Origin of the sequence: Streptomyces sp. NPDC093260 (assembly GCF_040683715.1) — a bacterium.
In the GTDB taxonomy this organism is placed as follows: Bacteria; Actinomycetota; Actinomycetes; order Streptomycetales; family Streptomycetaceae; genus Streptomyces; species Streptomyces sennicomposti.
This window is the reverse complement of record NZ_JBFBEK010000036.1, coordinates 22,769-42,216: the sequence shown is the minus strand read 5'-3', so window position 1 is coordinate 42,216 and position 19,448 is coordinate 22,769. Positions and strand designations below refer to the sequence as shown.

Genomic DNA, 19,448 nt, shown 5'->3' with positions numbered 1-19,448 from the left:
ACCGCCTGACTGAAGTGTGGGGTTCAAGAAGGGCGGCGCGACTTCCGAGTGGAACTGTACGAGTGAGTCGAAGCGAAGTAGCTTCCTGCAGGGCGCAGGCGCGTTCATCACCCGTGTGGTTCCCGTGGTCTCCTACGCCCGGACGGCAGCGATGTGGCGACGGCACACGAACCGGATTCTGCCGAGGATGGACGACCAGGCCGCGCTGGCCTACATCGAACGCGTGCAGCCGGCTTCGGCGGCGGGGCCGGCAGCCACAACCGACGACCCCGCCGCTGAGAGGAAGCCAGCAGACGACACGACCGAGTCCCCGCCCTGACAGGTCCCCGGAGCCGGAGGGCACGGTGCGTGCGGCACAGAGGTCAGGTGGCGGGTGGGACCTTCCAGAAGGTGACGTTGGAGCTGGAGCGGTTGGCGTAGGCGTTGGTGTCGATGCCGAAGCGGGCGCCGGAGGCGCTGCCGCCGCCGTTGGTCTCCAGGAAGCCGCCGCGGTTGGCGTAGGTGTTCCACAGTTGGACGGTGCCGTTGAAGCGGACCAGGCCGTCGCCGGGAGTGGAGGTGGTGTCGAAGACTGCCAGCGGCTGCTGTTGCCGTCGCGGTCCTTGCCGTAGGCGGTGGTGACGTCGTGGATGCCGCCGGACTGCTGACGCCGCCGCTGACGTCGAGGTAGCCGCCGTTGCCGCCCTAGAGGTTGCGCAGGCAGACGATGTCGTCGCTCCTGACCGTCGTGCCGGCGGCCGCGCAGGATCCCGAGACGATCTCCCAGGTGCCGCTGGCCCCGTCGCGGTTGGCGACCGTCGCGGTGGACACCCCGTACTGTCCACCCGCCGTGCCCGCCCCTCCGTGGACGTCGAGGTAGCCCCCGTCGCCCTGGTAGAGGCTGAGAAGGTGGATCCGGTCCCGTAGCGCAGCTCGTTCGCCATGTCCTGATCTCCCCTTTTCACGAACTCGTGCCGGGAGCGAGGTGACCGGACCCGCGGTGTGGTCCGGCCCCGGCGGTGCACCCTGCTTCCGGCAATCGCCACCGACACGCCCGGACGAATCCGTTGATCATTCGTCAGTGGGCAGATCCCGACCCCTCACGGGTAAACGGTCTGGATGCGGGTGCCGGGCTGCGGCCGAATACCGGCCGGCTGGCGTGAAAGGCACGTGTGTGCTGACCGCCCTGGCGTTACAGGGGTGGGCGTCCGGTGATGTCTCCGCCGGGGTCGTCGGCCAGGGCCAGGCGGGCGGTGATGCGTTTGCCGACCGGCTCGCGCTGCGCCTCAAAACCCTGGGCGACGGCCATCACGATCTCCAGACCGTGCTGCCCGACCCGGCCGGCGTCCGCGGCCCTCGCGACCGGCAGCACCGGATCGGAGTCCCACACCGACACCTCCACCATGCCGCCGGTGACGCGCAGGTCCAGCAGGGCCGGCCCGGGCGCGTACTCGCGGGCGTTGGTGACCAGCTCGCTCACCACCAGCTGCGTGAGGTCCAGCGCCCGCTGCGAGACCGGCACACCGCGCTCGTCCTGCACCCGGGTGAGAAACCCGGCGGCCATACGACGGGCGCGCGCTATGTCGGCGCCGCCGCCGTCCCACACGACCGCAGCCTGTACGCCCTGATCATCCGGCGTGACGCCGTCCTCCCCCACGGGCACTGACTCCACTGCTGCCGCCTTCACTACACCGCGTTCATATCCGCGCACAGCCCGAGCGTGTTTACCCGCGCTCGCGCCCTGTACGCCTCGCACTCCACTGGCCTGTCCGCAGCGTGCGGGCAGCGCTGTGGACGGGGGCTCGATGTGCCAGTATCACCCGCATGGCCGAAGACCACATGACAGACGCACATTCCACCGACCCGGCGCCTGAGCCGGCCGGGCTGTCGGCCACCGCCACCCCGGCCGACGGCGGCGTCCGCGTCGTGACCCTCGCCGGGGAGATCGACCACCACACCGGCGACACCCTCCGCCACGCCCTCGACGCCACCGACGGCGCCACGCGCATCGTCGCCGACCTCGGGCAGGTCACCTTCATGGACTCCAGCGGCATCAACATCCTCCTCACCGCCCACCGCGATACCGCCCCGGCGGGAGGCTGGCTGCGCCTGGCCGCACCCACCCCCACCGTGCTGCGCACCCTGCAACTCGTCGGCATCGACGAGGTCATCGACTGCCATCCCACCCTCACCAGCGCACTTGAGTCCTGACACCCCGGTGCCCCGCCGCCCGACCAGGCCACAGCCGCGGCAGCGGGGCGGCTCCGGTCAGGCGGCGATGATGACCAGACCGGCGACGCCGATGAGGCAGATCACCACCGTGGCGATGCCGTCGACGCCCGTGCGCCCGTGCTGGCGACGCGGCCGAAAGATCAGCGACCCTCCCGCAGAGCTCTCAAGGCCCCGTTCAACGAGGCGGTCGCCGCGTTCCACGTACAGGCCTCCGGCGGACTCGGTGACCTGTACGCGCCGGTGCTGTCGCTGACGGCGGGTGACGCCGAGCGGCCGGGGCTGCTCGGCTACATCAAGAGGCTCCGGTTCATCCAGATCGAGGCGTCGACACCGACGCCGCGGTCACCGCCGCCGAGCTCCTGCGCTTCGGGCACTCCTGGGCCGCCGTCCACGCCATCCACGCCGCCCGCCGCTCCCCCGCCACCCCGCCGGCCCGCACCTGCTCGCCCTGACCCCCAAGGCCTACGCCGGCACCGGGGTCCAAGCCGTACACCCCGGCCAGTAACCGGTCAGACGGCGAAAGGCCCAGCCAGCCTCGCGCCGGTGCGGCATGTCGGGCGGAGATTCAGGTTGCACGCGAGTGCGGGGCACGGGGCATGGCGGTGGTCAGGACTTGGAGGGCATGAGCAGACAGGACCGGGCGGATGCGGGTGGACCGGGAGATGGCCGCGCGTCTTGAAGAAGCCCTGCGGGCGTTGGGGCGCTGGTGGAGCACAAACGCGGTACGGCTCACGGACGGGACGCCGGGCGCCCAGGAAGGCCAGAAGAACATGGAAGCCCTCGGGGGGCCACCCCCGCAGGCGCGGGGGGCACGGCCTGGTCTACCTAGCGGCTCTCCATCAGGGGCGCGGCGAGGCCGCCTCCAGGAGAGCACGTCCAGCCTGGGTGAGCTCGTGCGTGGCCGTGCGACCGGCCCGGCTGCTGTCGATCAACCCGGCGTCCCGCAGGATCGCCAGGTGCTCGCTGGCCGTCGGAGGGGTGACGCCCACCAGCCCGGCCACAACGGTTGTCTGCAGCGGAGTGGCGAGTGCGGCGAGGATCCTCGACCGGGTCACTCCCAGGAGACGGTCGAGGGACCTCGGAGTGGCAGGCGCCGACCAGAGGTACCGGCCGGATGCCGGGTAATAGATCGCCGGGGTCCAGTGGTCCGAGGTGGTGCACTGTATCCGGTCGGTGATGAACAGGGACGGAACGAGAATGAGTCCCTCGGGGCAGTCGACGTCGATGTCGACCGCCTTCATGACGTTGATGGTGTCGCCCCCGCACACGCAGGAAGGGTGGAGGCGCGGGAGGGCCGCGCGCAGCCCCTCCCGGTTGACCTGGAGGGCCCGGTCCAGCATCTCGGCACGTAGTGCCTGCCGCATGGACGGCCATTCCGGTTCCACCACCGCCTTCCACAGGCGGCGCAGCGCTTCGGCGGCCTCTGACCTGGCCCGGTCGGGGTCGTCGAGCAGCCGGCGGGCCACTTCCGCCTCGCGCCCCCTCGTGGCGTCGACCAGCTCGGCATACATCTGGTCCCGCGGCGCGGCGAGGAGCTGCTCCATGCCTTCCTCGAACGTCGGCTCACTGGACTTCGGCGATGGGTCGAGGAAGTCGGGCCGATACGCGCCATCGACGAGGAGGTCGTTGAGCGCCCTCAAGTCCAAGCTGACGAGGCGGCGTTGACGGCGGCGAAGCCACGGATGGAACACCGGGTGACGCTGCGGCTCGGTCAACAGCTGTGCAAGGCTGACCACTTCGTGGATCGGCGACATCGCCCACCGCACGCTCGCAGCGCCAGCACCCAATCGGTAGCGGATCACCGAACTATTGTTAGGCCACCGCCGAAGTGAGCGCGCGCGGATCGCCCAAGTGCCGAAACTCGGGCCATGGCTGACACGAAGTCGGTTGCCTGTCCTCCAGACAACCGAGCAAACCGGACAGACAAGAACCATCCGGCTGGGTGCCAGCGGATCGAGCATCGAGGTCCTCGCCAGTCCCGCGGAGACCAGCCTGACCGTGAGCATCTACCGGTTGCCCATGTCGCTGTCCAGCCGGGGACCGTCCCCGCGCCTCCACACGATCTTCGTCGCCCCCGAGGAAGGCGAGGTCGACTACTTCGACGGGCGCGGACCTGGCGAACGCTGCTGCCCGGCGACACCGCGCATGCTGCGGCGGGTGACGTCCACGCGCTCCGGGAGAAGCGCACCGAACCCACCGCCCTTCTTATGGCGCTCTCGCCGGGCGTACGGCGGGAGGAACACTTCGCGAAGCTTGTCACCATCGACGTGCGTGATCTCAGCCGGCTTCACGAAGCCCACGACAACCATTTCGCCGGCGGCCCTGAGCGCTGAGGGTGCCGGTGCCAGCACCCTCAGCACGACGGCGCTCGGCGCCACCTGAGCCACCCCTTTCCCAACGGATTCCCAGCATAGGACGCACTGTGCCCAGCATCGCCATCGTCGGAGCCGGCCCCGGTATGGGCCTGGCCATCGCCCGTACCTTCGGCTCCCGCGGCTTCGACGTCGCTCTCATCGCCCGCAACCGCGGCAAGCTCGACGACCTGGTCGGCCGACTCGACGCCGAAGGCATCACCGCCGCCGCGTTCGCCGCGGACGTACTAGACCATGGCGGGCTCTGCCAGGCGCTCAAGGACGCCGCCACCCGCTTCGGCGGTATCGACGTCCTGGAGTACTCGCCGGCCGTGAGCATCGGATCCACGACGCCCACCGCCCCGTCCGAAACCGATCCGTCCGATGTGCAGTGGGCGATGGACTTCCTGCTCTACGGGGCCATCGCCGCCACACGGGCCGTGCTGCCCGCGATGCGCGAGGCCGGCGCGGGCACCCTGCTCTACACCAACGGCGGCGGTTCGGTCGACCCCAACCCGATGCTCGGCAATGTCAACGCCGCCCAGGCCGCGTTGCGCAACTGGGTGCTCGGCCTGCACAAGGAGTTGGCCGGAACCGGCGTCCAGGCCGCACATGTCGCCATCGGCGTGTGGATCGGCGCCGGCGGCCCGCCCGGAGTACCGACGGCCTCGGCCGAGACCATCGCCCCCCTCTACTGGGACCTGCACACGCAGCGCGGCGATCTCGAGCGCGTCTTCACCGCCTGACGCCGTCCCGGCCCACCGCCACTATCGCCCCTGGGATCCGCCCGCACACCCTCATCCACCATCTACTGGAGGACCGCCTGCCATGCTCGCCATCATCGCCACCGCCCTGGCCGCGCTCATCGTTGCCGCCGTCGTCCTGGTCGGAGCCCGCACCGTGTGGGCACCCCACTCCGCGACCGGCTTCGGCATCCCAGACACCCGCGCCGACGACCCGGCCCTGCGAGCCTGGTTGTCCATCATGGGCGTCCGCGACATCGGCACCGGCCTGATCCTCGCCGTCCTGTTGATCGCTGGGAGCACCCACCTGCTGGGATGGGCCGTTCTGGCCGCCACGCTGGTACCCGTCGGCGACGCGGCGGTAGTGGCGCGCAGCAGAGGGCCCCGCTCCGTCATCTACGGCGTGCACCTTGCCACCGCCGCAGCGATGCTGGTCATCGCTGTCCTTCTGCTCCTCGCCTGAGTCCGCGGCCAACCCACCCGCGGCCGGGCCGTCAGGTCGATTTCTCCGGCTCCCCTCCTGTCGTCAAACGCTGGCGAGCCCAAGCGGTCAGCGCATCACCGCCGTTCGGAAGATCAGCATGGACCTCTGCCGAAGTGATAGCCGTGGATCGTGGCAGATGGTCGAGCTCGTGGGCGATGGCGTCCAGGTCGACCTGGCTGAATGTGCGGGGGTCCGCGCCCTTGGGCAGGTACTGCCGCAGCAACCGGTTGGTGTTCTCGTTGGCGCCGAGCTGCCACGGGCTGCGCGGCCTGCAGAGGTAGATCGGCATCCCGGCCTCGGCGGTGATGGCCTGGTGCTGGGCCATCTCCCGGCTTCGGTCCCAGGTGAGGGTTCGTCCTGGCAGGGGCGGGATGCCGAGCAGATTCCTGGTGAGGTGCGGAGTGACCTGCTCGGCCTTGATGCGGTCGGGCAGCGCGACGATGGCCGTGTAGCGACTGGTGCGCTCGACGAGCGTGGCGACGGCCGAGGGCCGGGTGCCCATCACGAGGTCGCCCTCCCAGTGGCCGGGAACCTTGCGGTCCTCGGCCTCGGCGGGGCGGGCGGTGATGGACACCGTGCCGCGGCCCGGGCCCGCGGGTGGCCGGCTTCCTGGACGAGCACGGCCTGGTCCGCGGTGAGCTTGGCCTGCGCCCGCCGTCTGTTCCGGCGGCGGATCCAACGCGTTCGGCGCGGGATTCCATCTCCACGCTCACGTCAATCCGCCCCGGTGGGCAGAACCCACGCCGAACCCTACGGTTCGCACGGGGTCGCCCAGCCGATCAGAGAGGCTGGCGAGGTGCCGCGAGTACGTCCCTGAGTACCTTCTCGAGTGTGACGCGGGCCAGTTCGTGTCTCAGGGTCTCCTCGATGTCCTGGTAGATGCCCTGCATTGCCGGCTGGATGCCGTGACCCACCACGCATCCCTGGTCCGGGGTGGTGCGGTGCATCGCGAACAGCGGGCCGGGTTCCACTGCCTCGTACACGTCGAGCAGGGTGATCGACCCCAGCTCGCGCGCCAGCGACCAGCCCGCGCCCGCGCCCCGCCGGGACTCCACGAGCCCGGCCCTGCGCAGCTCTCCGAGCAGCCGCCTGATCACCACGGGGTTGGTATTCGCGCTGGCTGCGATCTTCTCGGAGGTGGCGACCTCGTGGCCCTGGCGCTGGTAGAGACCGATCCAGGCCAGCGCATGGGCGGCAATGGTCAGCTTGCTGTTGGCGCTCATGATCCCTCCCCCGGTCGCAACGCTCCATGTTACGACAGCACAGTCGTAACAGTGAAGGTTGCGACAAGCTGTCGTAACAATTATCGTTACGACACCGGGGATCAGTCAAAGACAAGCGCGGATCCTGAGCGTGTTGCGAACTCAAAGGAGAACAGTGATGGGAAGTAACGAAAAGACCATTCGCGAGGCTTACCGGCTCGCGGAAGGGAACGTTCTCGACGGTGACGGTTTCCTGGCCTTGTTCACCGAGGACGGGTCGTTCAACGACATGTCGACCTCGCAGAGTTTCCGCGGGGAGCAGATTCCTCAGGTGATCGCGGGCCTCGCCCGCTCGTTTCCCGATGTACACCGTGAGCTGCTCGAGGTACATGCGTTCGGTGATGTCGTCGCCGTCGAGTTGCGCATTCAGGGCACGCATCTCGGTGGGTTTCCGACTCCGGTCGGCGAGATCCCACCGACCGGGAACCGGATCGACGTGCCGGCGGCGGACCTCTGGTATCTCCGTGACGGAAAGATCGAAAGGTTCAACTGCTACAACTCGATGAGCGTGTGGCTTGATCAAATCGGGGTCCACCCCGACTTCAAGTCCGCAGTCGAAGCCACCGAGACAGCAGCCACGACGGCGTAACTCTGCCGGTCAGCGCCGAGTATGCGACAAGACACTCCTTTCTTCGGGGCGCATACCCGGCGCTGCTTCTTGAACAGAGTTGTTGTTCGCACCCAACCGCCGACACGACCCCGCGGGCCGACTCTTCGAGTACCAGCAGCCCTGGCCGGCAGGGAGAGCAACGGCCCATACCGAGTGACGTTCTATGGGCCCCGCCTCCACGAGACACACGGCTGCGACGAGCCCCCACCCCAAAGATCATCGAGGTACGCGGGGCGGGACTGCCCTTCCCATGCCGCCAAGCCCCGCGCATCCGACGCTGACCGTGGACGAGTTCCACGCGTGCGCGGATGCGGAGGGCTCGGCCTGCCGTGAGCCCGTGACGATCACGAGCACCGGCGCGGAGGCCGGTGTTCAAGGCCGGTGTCCGCCATCAGGCTCTAGGCGAGATTGCGGTCGGATGTGACCCCCCGTCTGAGATTCCGCGCGATCTCCCGATCCGCCGTTTCGATGGTCTTCTTCTCCTCGTCGGTCAGTTCGACCTTGCAGACCTTGTCGATGACGTCCGGGGAGAGCGTCCCGTCCGCGTTGATGTGCGGGTCCTTCTCCTTGGCCCGCCGCGTGGCGTCCTTGAGGACCTTCTGGGCGGACTTCAGATCGCCCACGCCGTCCTCGACGACGCGCCGGGCCCCGTTCGCCACCTTCGCGGCGCTCTCCAGCCGGCGCTCGATGTCGTCGATCATCTTCCAGACGCACGGGGCCGCCGCCCCTTCCCAGTAGCCGTTGTCGCGCAGCGGCGTGAGCACCTCATCGTGTATGCGCTTGCCGAGGCCCTGGTATCCCGATGGATGATCTCCCAGCGCTCCGCCAGGCAGTCCAGCCCGGCGGGCACGTAGCGCCTTTGGCTGCTTCGATAGTGGAAGCGTGAAGGGAGACGCTGGTGTCTGTGGCCCGGTCGTTGTCGCCTGAGAGCGTGACCGAGCTGACCCGGGCGCTTGACCTGAGCGGGGTGTTCGCCAACGGCACACTCGGCGGGGTGCTGGCCCGGGCCGGTCGTCTGGATCTGTTCGGCTTCCTGGTCATCGGCATCGTCTCCGGCCTGGGCGGTGGAATCCTCCGCGACACCCTGCTGCAGCACGGCACGCCCGTGGCCTTGACCGACTACACCTACCTCACGGTCGCCACTGCCGGCACCCTGCTGGCTTTCGTAGCCGATATGAGCCGCCACACATCCGGTTGGGCCTTCAACCTCCTGGATGCCTCGGCGCTGAGCGTCTGGGCGGTCGCCGGGGCACAGAAGACGCTCGCTGTCGGCCTGGGCTGGCTGCCGGCCGTGCTGCTGGGCGCCATCACAGCGGTCGGCGGCGGGGCGATCCGGGACCTGCTGCTCGCGCGGACCCCTTCCGTCTTCGGCGGCACGCCGTTGTACGCGACCGTCGCGATCGTGGTGAGCGTTGTGATGGTGGTCTGCAGCCGGTTCGGCGCATCCACCGTAGGTGTCCTGGTCGGCATCACGGTTGGTATCTCGCTGCGGCTGGCCGCGTTCCACTGGGGCTGGAGGCTGCCAGGCAGCCGCGACTGGCGGCTGGGGTCGTCCAAGGACCGGGATCCCTGACCTGAACGGGCGCTGCGATCATCCACCGAGAGCAAGGAGTACACAGCCATGACGCCCAAGGAGATTGCGGATGCTGTCCTGGCCGGGCTCGGTGACATCCGCTCCGAGCTCGAAGAGGTCTACAAGGACCTGCACGCCCACCCCGAGCTGGGACACCAGGAGCACCGCACCGCGACCCGGGTGGCGGAACGCCTGAGAAACTGCGGCTACCAGGTGCACGAGGGGATCGGCGGCACCGGTGTGGTCGGTGTGCTGGCCAACGGAGAGGGTCCGACCGTTTTGCTGCGGGCCGACATGGACGCTCTGCCGGTCCTTGAGGAGACCGGTCTGACCTACGCCAGCACGGCCGAGGCCACGGACGCTTCCGGCCGCCGGGTGCCCGTGGCGCATGCCTGCGGTCACGACATGCACGTCACCTGCCTGTCGGGGGCTGCGCGGCTCATGGCCGCCGCGCCGGGGGCGTGGCAGGGCACGCTGGTGGCCTTGTTCCAGCCTGCCGAGGAGCCGGGGGACGGTGCTGACCGGATGCTCGCCGACGGGCTGACCGACCGTGTTCCTCGTCCGGACGTCGCCTTCGCCCAGCATGTGCTTCCCTATCCGGCTGGGCAGGTCGGCACGCACGCCGGGTCCTTTCTCTCCGCGGCGGACAATGTGAAGATCACGGTCCATGGCCGGGGCGCTCACGGCTCGGCACCGCAGGCCGCCATCGACCCCGTGGTGATCGCCTCGATGATCGTCGTCCGGCTCCAGACCATTGTCTCGCGTGAGCTGGCCGCCACCCAACCGGTCGTGGTCACGGTGGGCTCCGTCCAGGCGGGCTCGAGTGGCAACGTGATCCCGGAGTCGGCCGAACTGCTGGTGAACGTGCGCACGTACGACGACGAGACCCGGCGGGCCGTCCTGGCAGCCGTGCGGCGCATCGTCCATGCCGAGTGTGACGCCTCCGGGGCGACTCGCGCGCCGCAGATCGAGGAGGGCACCCGGTTTCCGCCGACTGTCAACGACGACGTGGTGACCCGCGAGGTCGCCGGCGCTTTCGCCGCGATGTTCGGGGAACGCGCGGTCACTGTCGAGTTGCAGAGCGCCAGCGAGGACTTCAGCCGGATCCCGGACGCCTTCGGCATCCCGTACGCCTACTGGGCCCTGGGCGGCGTCGATCCGGACGCCTACCAGGCCGCCCGGCAACGCGGCACCGTGCCCCAGGACATCCCGGTCAACCACAGCCCCCGCTTCGCACCGGTCCTGCAGCCCACCCTGGACACCGGCGTCCAGGCCCTGGTCACAGCCGCACTCACCCACCTCGGTAAACCGACTCGCACGAGCTGATGAGCTTCCGGCTGCTTCGCCTCCGAGGCCGCGGCGCAGCAGCAATCGACCGCCTCGGCGACGCCCGCGCAGCTTGCGCGCCTGCGGTTCTCGACACCCACGGCACATCGCTTCCCACCTCCGCCGAGGAATGCGGGCCGGCCGAGGTGGCGTGGACTCCTCGTAGACCACGGCGACGGTGTCCACGGCGGCCAGGACGACGTCGACCACCGGCCGCACCCGCGCCCGCACCGCCGGGGCCGCCGCCCGCGCCCGCACCGCCAGCCGGTAGCGGGTGCAGGCGCCGAACGCCCGGACCGAGGAGTTCCGCGATAGGCAGGGGTGCATCCGGGCAGCAGGCGGGTCGGGAGGCGGTGAGACCGTCGTAGTTTGATCGTGTGCCACCGAAGTCTGCGTGGTCCCGGTTGCTTCGGCACCGCACCCTCGCCCTCAAGGCCAGTGGTTCAGCGGGGGTGCCGTCGCTGGGTGGAGTCGGTGAGTATGCGGCGCGTCCCATAGGCGGTGGCGCCGACAAGGAGGACGGCGGCGCCGGTGAGCACCGAGGGCAGCGGGAGGGCGAAGGCCAGGACGAGGCAGCCTGTGAGGCCGATGACGGGGATGATCCGGGCCGGGCGGCCTTCGGCCGGGATGAGAGTCCAGGCGGAGGCGTTGGCGATGGCGTAGTAAGCCAGGACGCCGAAGGAGGAGAACCCGATCGCTCCGCGGATGTCCGTGGTCGCGGCGGCTACGGCAACGACGGCGCCAACGATGAGTTCGGCGCGGTGGGGGACCTTGAAGCGCGGGTGCACGGCGGCCAGGGCGTGGGGAAGGTGGTGATCGCGGGCCATGGCCAAGACGGTGCGGGAGACACCGAGGATGAGGGCGAGCAGGGAGCCGAGAGCCGCAACGGCCGCGCCGACGCGTACGACGGGGACGAGCCAGTCGGCGCCGGCGGCGCGCGCGGCCTCAGTCAGTGGTTCCCCGGCGGCGGCGAGGCCATCCTGGCCCAGGACCAACAGGACCGACACGGCGACGAGGGTGTAGACGACGAGGGCGATGCCCAGGGCGATCGGGATGGCGCGCGGGATGGTGCGGGCCGGGTCGCGGACCTCTTCGCCGAGGGTGGCGATGCGGGCGTAGCCGGCGAACGCGAAGAACAGGAGCCCGGCCGCCTGGAGCACCCCGCCTGCCGTCGCGTCCGTACCGATGTCCAGGCGAGCCGTGTCCACGGCGCCGGAGGTGAGGGAGGCGACCGCGACGACGGCGAGAACCGTCAGGACGACGGCCACGATGATGCGGGTGAGCAGGGCGGACTTCTGGACGCCCGCGTAGTTGACGGCGGTCAGGGCCACCACGGCGGCCACCGCGACCGCGTGGGCCTGGCCGGGCCAGATGTAGGAGCCGACGGTCAGGGCCATGGCCGCGCAGGAGGCAGTCTTGCCCACCACGAACGCCCAGCCGGCCAGGTAGCCCCAGAACTCGCCCAGGCGCTCGCGCCCGTAGACGTAGGTGCCGCCGGAGGCCGGGTAGAGGGCTGCGAGCCGGGCGGAGGAGGTGGCGTTGCAATAGGCCACGACCGCAGCCAGAGCGAGGCCGAGCAGCAGGCCGGAGCCGGCCGCGCGAGCCGCCGGTGCCAGGGAGGCGAAGATCCCGGCGCCGATCATCGAGCCCAGTCCGATCGTCACCGCGTCCGGCAGCCCCAGCCGCCGCTGGAGCTCGTTGGGAACCCCCGGGGCGGGCCTGGATACATTGCTCAACTTCGCGCTCCCTCGACCACGGGCGCGGACCGGCGGGCCCGCGTCCCGCGCGCACGATAAGCCATCGCCTGGGACATGCCGTACCGGAGGGCACGCGGGCCGTCGTCCAGCAGCGGGCGAGGCAGTCCACATGATCAGGGCGAGAGCCTGCCGAGCGGGCTCCGGGCCGACCGGGCCCCGGACCAGCCGTGCTCGAACTCCGATGACACAAACTCGCATCGGTCAGACTTCGATGACGAACGAGCAAGGTTCGGTGACGCAGGACACCGCCGCCAGGCGCGCGTACGGACGCGCGGCGAGCAGTACCGGGGCGTCGGAACGCTTGCGGATCCCGAAAGGGGTGTCACTGCTGTACCAGGTGCTGCCGCACTCCGGGCAGCGATACCGGGGCCAGGGATGCGGGCGGCTCTCCAGCAGCGCCTTCAGCGCCTCGCCCCCGGCGTCAGCAACCTGTGGCCGACCCTGACCCAAGCCGCATCCGGCCGGTCTCTTCCGGGACTCACGAACCGGCCAGGGCCGCCACCACCTCGCGGACGGTCGAGTGGCGGTAGAGCTGGCGCAGACGGAGCGTGGGCATGCCTTCCGCCCGCATGACGGCAAAGCTCTTGACGGCGGTCACCGAGTTGCCGCCGGCCTCGAAGAAGTCGTCGTCGAGTCCCACGGGAACACCCAGGAGTTCGGACCACAGCTCCACCAACCGCGCGGCCATCGCGTCGTCCGCCGTGGGAACGCCGCGGTCGGCTGCCCGCGCCGGACGACGCGGCGCGGGCAGCCTCGCCACGTCGACCTTTCCGCTGGTGGTCAGCGGAAGCGCGCCGACGGGCGTGACCGTCGCGGGAACCATGTAGTCGGGCAGGACGGCCGCGGCGTACTTGCGCACCTCTGTGGCGTCGTCGCCGTCCAGCACGACGTAGGCGTCGAGACGTACTTCGGCCGGGCCGTCGTCGCTCGACCTGCGCACGACCACGGCGGCGGCCCGCACCGCGGCGTGTTCGAGCAGCACGGTCCGGATCTCGTCCAGCTCGATGCGGAACCCCCGGACCTTCACCTGGTTGTCGAGACGCCCCAGATGCTCCAGCGCGCCGTCCGGCCGGAGCCGGCCCCGGTCACCACTGCGGTACATCCTGCCTTCGCTGTACGGGTCGGGCAGGAACCGCTCGTCGGTGAGGTCCGGCCGGCCGACGTAGCACTCGGCGACACCGGCCCCGCCCACGTGGATCTCCCCCGCCACGCCCGGCGGCTGGAGCCGGCCCGCGGGGTCCATGACGTAGAGATGCCAACCTGGAAGCGGCGTGCCGACCGAGCGCGTGGCTGCCTGCGCGAGCTCCCGGGTGACGGTCTGCGCGGTGACGTGCACGGTGGTCTCGGTGATGCCGAACATGTTCACCACCCGGCACCGGTCCTCCGGGTGCCGGTCGAACCAGGGCAGCAGCATCCTGGCGTCCAGCGGCTCTCCGCCGAGGATCACCAGCCGCACGGGGACGTCGGCGTGGTCCACGGAGAGGAGGTTGCCGAGCGCCGAGGGCGTCTGGTTCAGGACGCTGACCCCGTGCCGTACCAGCAGATCGCGGAACTGCTCGGGGTCGCGGGAGGTGAAGTGAGGCACGACCACCAGGCGGCCTCGCGTCAGCAGGCAGCCCCACATCTCCCATACGGAGAAGTCGAACGCGCTGGAATGGAAGAGCGTCCACACGTCCGCCGCTCCGAGCCCGAAGTCCGCGCGGGTGGCCTGGATCAGGCTCAGCACGTTCCGGTGCGGTACGGCCACTCCCTTGGGCCGGCCGGTGGAACCGGAGGTGTGGATCACATACGCCGTGCCCCGGCCACCGGCCTCACCGTCGGCGCCGGGCACGTCGACGCCGGGGTCGGCATCGAGGGAGTCGTCGGCGAGCAGCTCGTCCGGAGTCACCGCCCGGTACCGGTCCTGCCCGGGGAAGCCGGCGAGCCGGGTCACCAGCAGGCGGACCGCCGCGTTGTCGGCGGTGTAGGCGAGTCGTTCGGCCGGATAGGCAGGGTCGATCGGCACATAGGCCGCTCCGGCCTTCAGCACGCCGAGGAGCACGACGACGAGTTCCGCGGAGCGCTCCAGGCACACACCGACCCGGTCCCCGGCGCGGACGCCGTGGCCCCGGAGACCGGCGGCGAGCACCGCGGCGAGCCGGTCCAGCTGCCCGTAGGTCAACTCGACGTCGTCGTCGCACACTGCGACGGCGTCGGAGGCGGAAGCAGCGACCCGGGCGAACGCCTCGTGCACGGTGCTCGCCTCGGAGGCCGGGGCGGCGGCCGAGCTGCCCAGGGCGACGATCCTGCGGCGCTCGGCGTCGTCAAGGAGCCAGACGTCGGCGGCGAAGGTCTGCGGGGCCTCCCACACCTGCCGGTGCACATGCGCCAGGTGCCGGGTGAACTGCTCGGCGATCGGAGCGCAGACATGGCTCAGCAGGTGGTCGCAGCGCAGCCAGGACCGGCCGCCCGCCCGGCGGACGACCGAGAAGGCGAGGGGAAAGGCAGGCAGGAGGCAGGGAAGGTATTCCTCGTCGGCGCCCAGGGGCTCCTCGTCGACGCCCGGCAACGTCCCCGCCTGCACCGGGCGTGCCGCCGGCGGATGCGGCCGCCGGAGCACGTCGTCCAGGGTGCCGCTCACCCGCACCTCGACCGGGCCGTGACCGCTGCCGACGACGACCTCGTCCGGTCCGTCGGGATCGTAGCGGGCGAGGGTCACGGCGAGCGCGGTCCGCAGGGTCGCTTCGTCGGCAGGCGTGCCGGGCGGAAGGGCGGCCCAGGCCGTGCCGAACCGGTCCGCGGCGCCGCAGGCCATACCCCAGTCCGGTGGCGGGCCGGCCGGCACCGCCGTCGCTTCCGCGGATGCCGCGCCGAAGCGTTCGAGTTCCGCGCGCACGGTGTCCCAGTCGGCACCCGCGGCCCGGCGCGTCAGGCGACGAAGCTCCGCCGTGTCCCATAGCCCGCGGGACGCCACGACCATGAGGTCGGCCGGTCCGTCCGGGTGGCGGAACAGGAAGGCGTGAACGGCGCCGGGCGCCGCGGCCGCCACCTGGCGGCGTACGTCCTGCGCCCGTGCGTCACCGGACGCGAACGGCACGTCCATCGCCGTGAGGTACGACACCGCGCCGGCGCCGAACCGCCGCGCCAGGACCTCCACCTGCGCCGGGTCGCTCAGTCGAACCCGCACCGCGTGGTTCAGTGCCCCCGCCATATTCGCGCTCCTCCAGGTTGCCGGATGACCACGTACGGTACGAGCGCCTCCATCCGGAGACCGGCAGTATCGGCGGCGGCTCGTCGGCGGTGCGTCCACCTTCCGCGCCGGCCTCGCGCGGCCGGCGCCCGGCGACAGGAATCCGCCCTCCGGTCGCCTCCGGTACTGCCGGTGTCCACGACACCGGCTCCCTAGCCTCGGTGCGATGGCGTCAGGTGAAGGAGCTCCCCCGGTGGCGGTCCAGAGAACACTCCCCAACGGAACGTCCGTCTTCAGCCTCAACGGCAATGAGACGGACTACCTGTACCGAGAGATCTTTCACGACGAGTCCTACCTGCCTCCCCAGGGATGGAACATGCCGGCGCGGCCGGTCGTCTTCGACGTAGGGGCCAACATCGGGCTGTTCACCCTCTTCGCGGTCGAGAGGTGGCCCGACGCCCGGGTGTTCTCCTTCGAGCCGGTTCCCGACGTCTTCGAGGCCCTTCGGCGCAACACCGGGCGGCTGGCCGGCGTACGGCCTCACAACATCGCGCTGGGCGACGCGGACCAGACGCGCGAGCTGACGTACTACCCCAACTACACGATGATGTCCGGCTTCGACACCGATCCGGCAACCGACAGGATGCTCGCCTCGGCGTTCGTGAACAGCACCGCGGAGTCCCTGGACGACGAGCTCCGGGAGGCGTTCGTCCAGGAGGTCCAAGAACTCGTCGAAGACTGCCTCGACGAGCGGCGGCTGGTCAGCTGCGACGTGCAGCGCCTGGAAACCTTCGCCGCACGGGCCGGCGTGGACCGCATCGACCTCCTCAAAGTGGATGTCGAGGGGTCCGAGGTACCCGTGCTGCGGGGCATCGGCGACCGCCTGTGGCCGGGGATCGGCAACGTCGCCGTCGAGGTCGCCGACCGCGCCGGGGCGCTCGACGCGGTGATCTCCCTCCTGGAAACCCACGGCATGCGGACTTCCGTGCGACAGGCCGCCGAGTACCGGAAGACCGACCTCCACACCGTCTTCGCATGGCGGGTGGTGTGAGATGGCCGGCTTCTCCCCGGCGCTCGATCCGCGTGGGCTGCTGGCTTCGAAGCGGTGGGTGGTGCGTCCCCGGCGCGTCGCCGACCCGGGGCTCAGGGTCTTCTGTTTTCCGCACGCCGGAGCCGGCGCGGCAGCCTTCACCCCCTGGGCCGGACGGCTGCTCCCGGACGCCGAACTGTGCGCTATCCGCTTCCCGGGCCGGGAGAAACGCATCGACGAAGCTCCCTTCGAGGACCTGTCGTCGCTGATCACCGTGCTGGAGCAGGCGATAGTCCCGCTCACCGACCGGCCGTTCGCCTTCGCCGGACACTGCTCCGGCAGTGTCGTCGCGCTGGAACTGGCGCACCGTTTGCGCGGCAACGGCCGCACGCTCCCGGCCGCGCTGTTCGTGTCCTCCATTGCAGGCCCCACCCGGCGTACCTCGGAGGCGATCCATCTGCTGCCGCGTGAGGCGTTCTTCGATCGCGTCGCGCGGTACGGCGGGATCGACTCCGCCGTGCTCGCCGATCCCGAGGTCATGGACGTCTTCGAGGCCACCCTGCGCGCCGACTTCCGGTTGGTGGAGGAGAGCCGGCACGTGCCTGAGGAGCCCTTGCCGGTGCCGATCGTCGCGATCGGCGGCCGCAGCGATCCCTTCGTGACCTTCGACGACCTCGCGGCATGGCGTGCAGCGACGAGTGAGGCGTTCTCGCTGCACCACGTCGATGCCGGCCACTTCGTGCTGGACCAGGTGATGGAACGGATCACGGACGCCCTGCCCGGCCTTCTGCGCCGGGCGGGCCGGGACGGCGGTGGCCGGCAGGCCCGTGACCACCAACCGGTGTGACCTGAAGGAGATAGACACATGGCCATCGTCCTGACGAACGACGACGTCAAGCGGGCAACGGACATCCGGGGCATACTCGATGCGCTCGACGCGGCCTACCGCGAAGAGTACGCGGGACAGGCGACCATCACCGAGCGGGTGAACCTGCGGTTCGAGACGGGATGGCTGCGCCTGATGGCCGCGGCGCTGCCCGGCCTGGGGGTCGTGGGCTACAAGGAGTTCCACCTGGTCGGCAGCGCGGTGACCTTCCAGGTCAATCTCTTCGACCTGCACACGGGTGAGTTCCTCGCCGCCGTGGACGGCAATCACCTCACCGTGCTGCGCACGGCCTCGACCGCGGCGCTCGCCGCGTCCCGCCTGGCTCCCGACGCCTCGGTGGTGGGCATCATCGGATCCGGCGCAGAGGCGCGTATGCAGGCGACGGTGCTGGGTGAGCTGCTCGACATCAAACAGATGTGCGTGCACAGCCCTCGCAGGGAGCGGCGCGATCTCTTCGCCGCGGAGCTCTCCCCTCGTCTCGGCCTGGACATCGAGCCGTGCGCGAACGGGGCCGACGCCGTCGCGGACGCCGATCTCATCATGGTCGCCACCAACACCGGAGGCAACGGGCCGGCCTTCTTCGCGGACTGGGCACCGGACGTCGCACACATCAGTTCCACCGGGTCGACCCTGCCGGAGGAGCGGGAGCTGGACTCGGAGGTCTGGCGGGTCCCCGAACTGATCGTCGTGGACCGGCTCCAGGCTCTGGACGAGTCGGGAGACGCCCTCGTGGCAACCCGGACCGGCGCCCTCGACACCGGCCGCGTGATGACGCTGGCCGAGCTGTGCGGCCGTGGCCTCGCCGGGAACACGCCGCGACGCACGCTCTTCAAGTCGGTGGGCTCGCCGCTCCAGGACGTCGCGGTGGCCGCGTACGCCTACCGGAGCGCAAAGGCCCTGGGACTGGGCACCCGGCTGGAGGGGTTCCCGTCCGTCAAAGGCAGCGTTCCCGTGCTGACCGGCGGCGAGCGGAGCCCGCGGTGAACACCACCCCGCCCTCGGAGACGATCGAGATCAGCGACGGTGTCTACGCCTATGTGCAACCCGACGGCAGCTGGTTCCTCAACAACACCGGTTTCATCGTCGGCCGGAAGGGTGTCATCAGCGTCGACACCTGTGCCACGGAAAGGCGGACCCGCTCCTATCTCGAATCCATCGCCGCGGTGACACACCTACCGGTCCGCACACTGGTGAACACGCATCATCATGCCGATCACACGTACGGCAACTTCCTGCTTCCCGGGGCCACAGTCGTGGGGCACGAGCAGACCCGGGCAGAGGTCATGGCCTTCGGACGGCAGGTGAACCGGGGCGTGTGGAACGACGTGGAGTGGGGCGAGTTCGAGCCCGCACCGCCCTTCCTCACCTACACCACCGGGATCACGCTGTGGGCCGACGAGCTCCGCTGCGACGTGCGGCATGCCGGGGTGCCGGCGCACACGACGAACGACTCCCTCATCCATCTCCCCGAGCGTTCCGTGCTGTTCGCCGGCGACCTGCTGTTCCCCGGAGGCACCCCCTTCGTTCTCATGGGTTCGCTCAGCGGCGCGATCGAAGTACTGGAGAAAGTCGTACGGCCGCTCGGCGCACGGACCATCGTGTCGGGGCACGGGCCGGTGGGCGGGCCCGAAGTCATCGACGACATGCTGGACTACCTTCGCTTCGTCGAAGATCTCGCCCGCCGGGCCCGTGAGGCCGGGCTGACGCCTCTGGAGGCGGCCCGCGAGGCCTGCCCCGGCCGCTTCGCGGACCTGCTGGACGCCGAGCGCATCGTGGGCAACCTGCACCGCGCGTACGCCGAACTCGACGGCGCCACGCCGGGCGCACGGATCGACACGGCCGCGGCCTACCGGGACATGGTGGCCTACAACGGGGGACGCCCGCTGACCTCCCACGCCTGACAGAACCTTCACCGACGCCACCGCCCGCGCGATGGGCAACGACAGGAATCGGGCATACACATGCTGCACTCGTCGCGACCGCTCGGACCGGCCCTGTGTCACCGGCGAACCGCCGCCGGCGGCACGGGCCGCGGCGCCCCACCCC

General features: G+C 70.3%; 21 protein-coding genes. 11 read left to right on the top strand and 10 right to left on the bottom strand.

Features of this window, described 5'->3' with window-relative positions; genetic code table 11:
* Positions 1 to 16 precede the first annotated feature (16 nt).
* The gene (locus AB0N63_RS32025) at positions 17 to 319 is read left to right on the top strand and encodes a hypothetical protein (protein WP_365534610.1); all 303 of its coding nucleotides are present in this window, start codon (positions 17 to 19) and stop codon (positions 317 to 319) included.
* Positions 320 to 684: 365 nt separating this feature from the next.
* On the opposite strand, the gene AB0N63_RS32020 is transcribed toward AB0N63_RS32025, so the two are convergent.
* Complete coding sequence (locus tag AB0N63_RS32020; protein WP_365534607.1) at positions 685 to 810, bottom strand: hypothetical protein; 126 nt, start codon at positions 808 to 810, stop codon at positions 685 to 687.
* Positions 811 to 1,171: 361 nt separating this feature from the next.
* Entirely contained in the window at positions 1,172 to 1,636 is a 465-nt protein-coding gene (locus AB0N63_RS32015; protein ID WP_365534681.1) for an ATP-binding protein, read from the bottom strand.
* Between the two features lie 182 nt (positions 1,637 to 1,818).
* Between AB0N63_RS32015 and AB0N63_RS32010 the strand changes: the two genes are divergently transcribed.
* The gene (locus AB0N63_RS32010) at positions 1,819 to 2,190 is read left to right on the top strand and encodes an STAS domain-containing protein (RefSeq protein ID WP_365534606.1); all 372 of its coding nucleotides are present in this window, start codon (positions 1,819 to 1,821) and stop codon (positions 2,188 to 2,190) included.
* Between the two features lie 57 nt (positions 2,191 to 2,247).
* Here the strand turns inward: AB0N63_RS32010 and AB0N63_RS32005 are convergent, their stop codons facing one another.
* The 3 genes from AB0N63_RS32005 to AB0N63_RS31995 all read right to left on the bottom strand — a co-directional run bounded on the left by AB0N63_RS32005 (position 2,248) and on the right by AB0N63_RS31995 (position 4,589).
* Positions 2,248 to 2,412 (bottom strand): hypothetical protein, encoded by a 165-nt coding sequence (locus tag AB0N63_RS32005; protein ID WP_365534604.1) that lies wholly within the window; start codon positions 2,410 to 2,412, stop codon positions 2,248 to 2,250.
* 638 nt (positions 2,413 to 3,050) lie between these two features.
* Positions 3,051 to 4,013: a DUF5937 family protein gene (locus AB0N63_RS32000; protein WP_365534602.1), complete on the bottom strand. Its 963-nt coding sequence runs from the start codon at positions 4,011 to 4,013 to the stop codon at positions 3,051 to 3,053.
* 291 nt (positions 4,014 to 4,304) lie between these two features.
* Positions 4,305 to 4,589, bottom strand: a complete 285-nt coding sequence (locus AB0N63_RS31995) for a hypothetical protein (protein WP_365534600.1) — start codon at positions 4,587 to 4,589, stop codon at positions 4,305 to 4,307.
* Positions 4,590 to 4,633: 44 nt separating this feature from the next.
* Between AB0N63_RS31995 and AB0N63_RS31990 the strand changes: the two genes are divergently transcribed.
* Together AB0N63_RS31990 and AB0N63_RS31985 are read left to right on the top strand one after the other, a co-directional pair.
* A complete protein-coding gene (locus tag AB0N63_RS31990) occupies positions 4,634 to 5,308 on the top strand; it encodes an SDR family NAD(P)-dependent oxidoreductase (RefSeq protein WP_365534598.1) in 675 nt (224 codons plus the stop codon).
* 82 nt (positions 5,309 to 5,390) lie between these two features.
* On the top strand, positions 5,391 to 5,768 hold the full coding sequence (locus tag AB0N63_RS31985) for a DUF4267 domain-containing protein (RefSeq protein ID WP_365534596.1): 378 nt from the start codon (positions 5,391 to 5,393) through the stop codon (positions 5,766 to 5,768).
* 31 nt (positions 5,769 to 5,799) lie between these two features.
* On the opposite strand, the gene AB0N63_RS31980 is transcribed toward AB0N63_RS31985, so the two are convergent.
* Positions 5,800 to 6,363: an IS30 family transposase gene (locus AB0N63_RS31980; protein ID WP_365534594.1), complete on the bottom strand. Its 564-nt coding sequence runs from the start codon at positions 6,361 to 6,363 to the stop codon at positions 5,800 to 5,802.
* 205 nt (positions 6,364 to 6,568) lie between these two features.
* Complete coding sequence (locus AB0N63_RS31975) at positions 6,569 to 7,012, bottom strand: Rrf2 family transcriptional regulator (protein WP_365534592.1); 444 nt, start codon at positions 7,010 to 7,012, stop codon at positions 6,569 to 6,571.
* 157 nt (positions 7,013 to 7,169) lie between these two features.
* Here AB0N63_RS31975 and AB0N63_RS31970 point away from each other — a divergent pair, with 157 nt between their 5' ends.
* On the top strand, positions 7,170 to 7,640 hold the full coding sequence (locus AB0N63_RS31970) for a nuclear transport factor 2 family protein (protein ID WP_365534590.1): 471 nt from the start codon (positions 7,170 to 7,172) through the stop codon (positions 7,638 to 7,640).
* Positions 7,641 to 8,059: 419 nt separating this feature from the next.
* Here the strand turns inward: AB0N63_RS31970 and AB0N63_RS31965 are convergent, their stop codons facing one another.
* Entirely contained in the window at positions 8,060 to 8,425 is a 366-nt protein-coding gene (locus AB0N63_RS31965) for a hypothetical protein (protein WP_365534587.1), read from the bottom strand.
* Between the two features lie 167 nt (positions 8,426 to 8,592).
* On the opposite strand from AB0N63_RS31965, the gene AB0N63_RS31960 reads away from it, so the two are divergent.
* Together AB0N63_RS31960 and AB0N63_RS31955 are read left to right on the top strand one after the other, a co-directional pair.
* Positions 8,593 to 9,234 carry a TRIC cation channel family protein gene (locus AB0N63_RS31960; RefSeq protein WP_365534584.1) on the top strand — a complete coding sequence of 214 codons (642 nt, stop codon included), beginning with the start codon at positions 8,593 to 8,595 and terminating at the stop codon, positions 9,232 to 9,234.
* 48 nt (positions 9,235 to 9,282) lie between these two features.
* Complete coding sequence (locus AB0N63_RS31955) at positions 9,283 to 10,560, top strand: amidohydrolase (RefSeq protein WP_365534582.1); 1,278 nt, start codon at positions 9,283 to 9,285, stop codon at positions 10,558 to 10,560.
* Positions 10,561 to 11,003: 443 nt separating this feature from the next.
* Here the strand turns inward: AB0N63_RS31955 and AB0N63_RS31950 are convergent, their stop codons facing one another.
* On the bottom strand, positions 11,004 to 12,296 hold the full coding sequence (locus AB0N63_RS31950) for an APC family permease (RefSeq protein WP_365534580.1): 1,293 nt from the start codon (positions 12,294 to 12,296) through the stop codon (positions 11,004 to 11,006).
* 499 nt (positions 12,297 to 12,795) lie between these two features.
* Entirely contained in the window at positions 12,796 to 15,507 is a 2,712-nt protein-coding gene (locus AB0N63_RS31945) for a non-ribosomal peptide synthetase (RefSeq protein WP_365534577.1), read from the bottom strand.
* A gap of 232 nt (positions 15,508 to 15,739) precedes the next feature.
* On the opposite strand from AB0N63_RS31945, the gene AB0N63_RS31940 reads away from it, so the two are divergent.
* From AB0N63_RS31940 to AB0N63_RS31925, 4 genes are read left to right on the top strand one after another with little or no spacing between them, the layout of a single operon-like run.
* On the top strand, positions 15,740 to 16,537 hold the full coding sequence (locus AB0N63_RS31940) for an FkbM family methyltransferase (RefSeq protein ID WP_365534575.1): 798 nt from the start codon (positions 15,740 to 15,742) through the stop codon (positions 16,535 to 16,537).
* 1 nt (position 16,538) lies between these two features.
* On the top strand, positions 16,539 to 17,363 hold the full coding sequence (locus tag AB0N63_RS31935) for an alpha/beta fold hydrolase (RefSeq protein ID WP_365534573.1): 825 nt from the start codon (positions 16,539 to 16,541) through the stop codon (positions 17,361 to 17,363).
* A gap of 18 nt (positions 17,364 to 17,381) precedes the next feature.
* Entirely contained in the window at positions 17,382 to 18,386 is a 1,005-nt protein-coding gene (locus AB0N63_RS31930) for an ornithine cyclodeaminase family protein (protein WP_365534571.1), read from the top strand.
* Positions 18,383 to 19,303 (top strand): MBL fold metallo-hydrolase, encoded by a 921-nt coding sequence (locus tag AB0N63_RS31925; RefSeq protein WP_365534570.1) that lies wholly within the window; start codon positions 18,383 to 18,385, stop codon positions 19,301 to 19,303. Before AB0N63_RS31930 ends, AB0N63_RS31925 begins: the two co-directional genes overlap by 4 nt.
* The last annotated feature ends 145 nt before the right edge of the window (positions 19,304 to 19,448 follow it).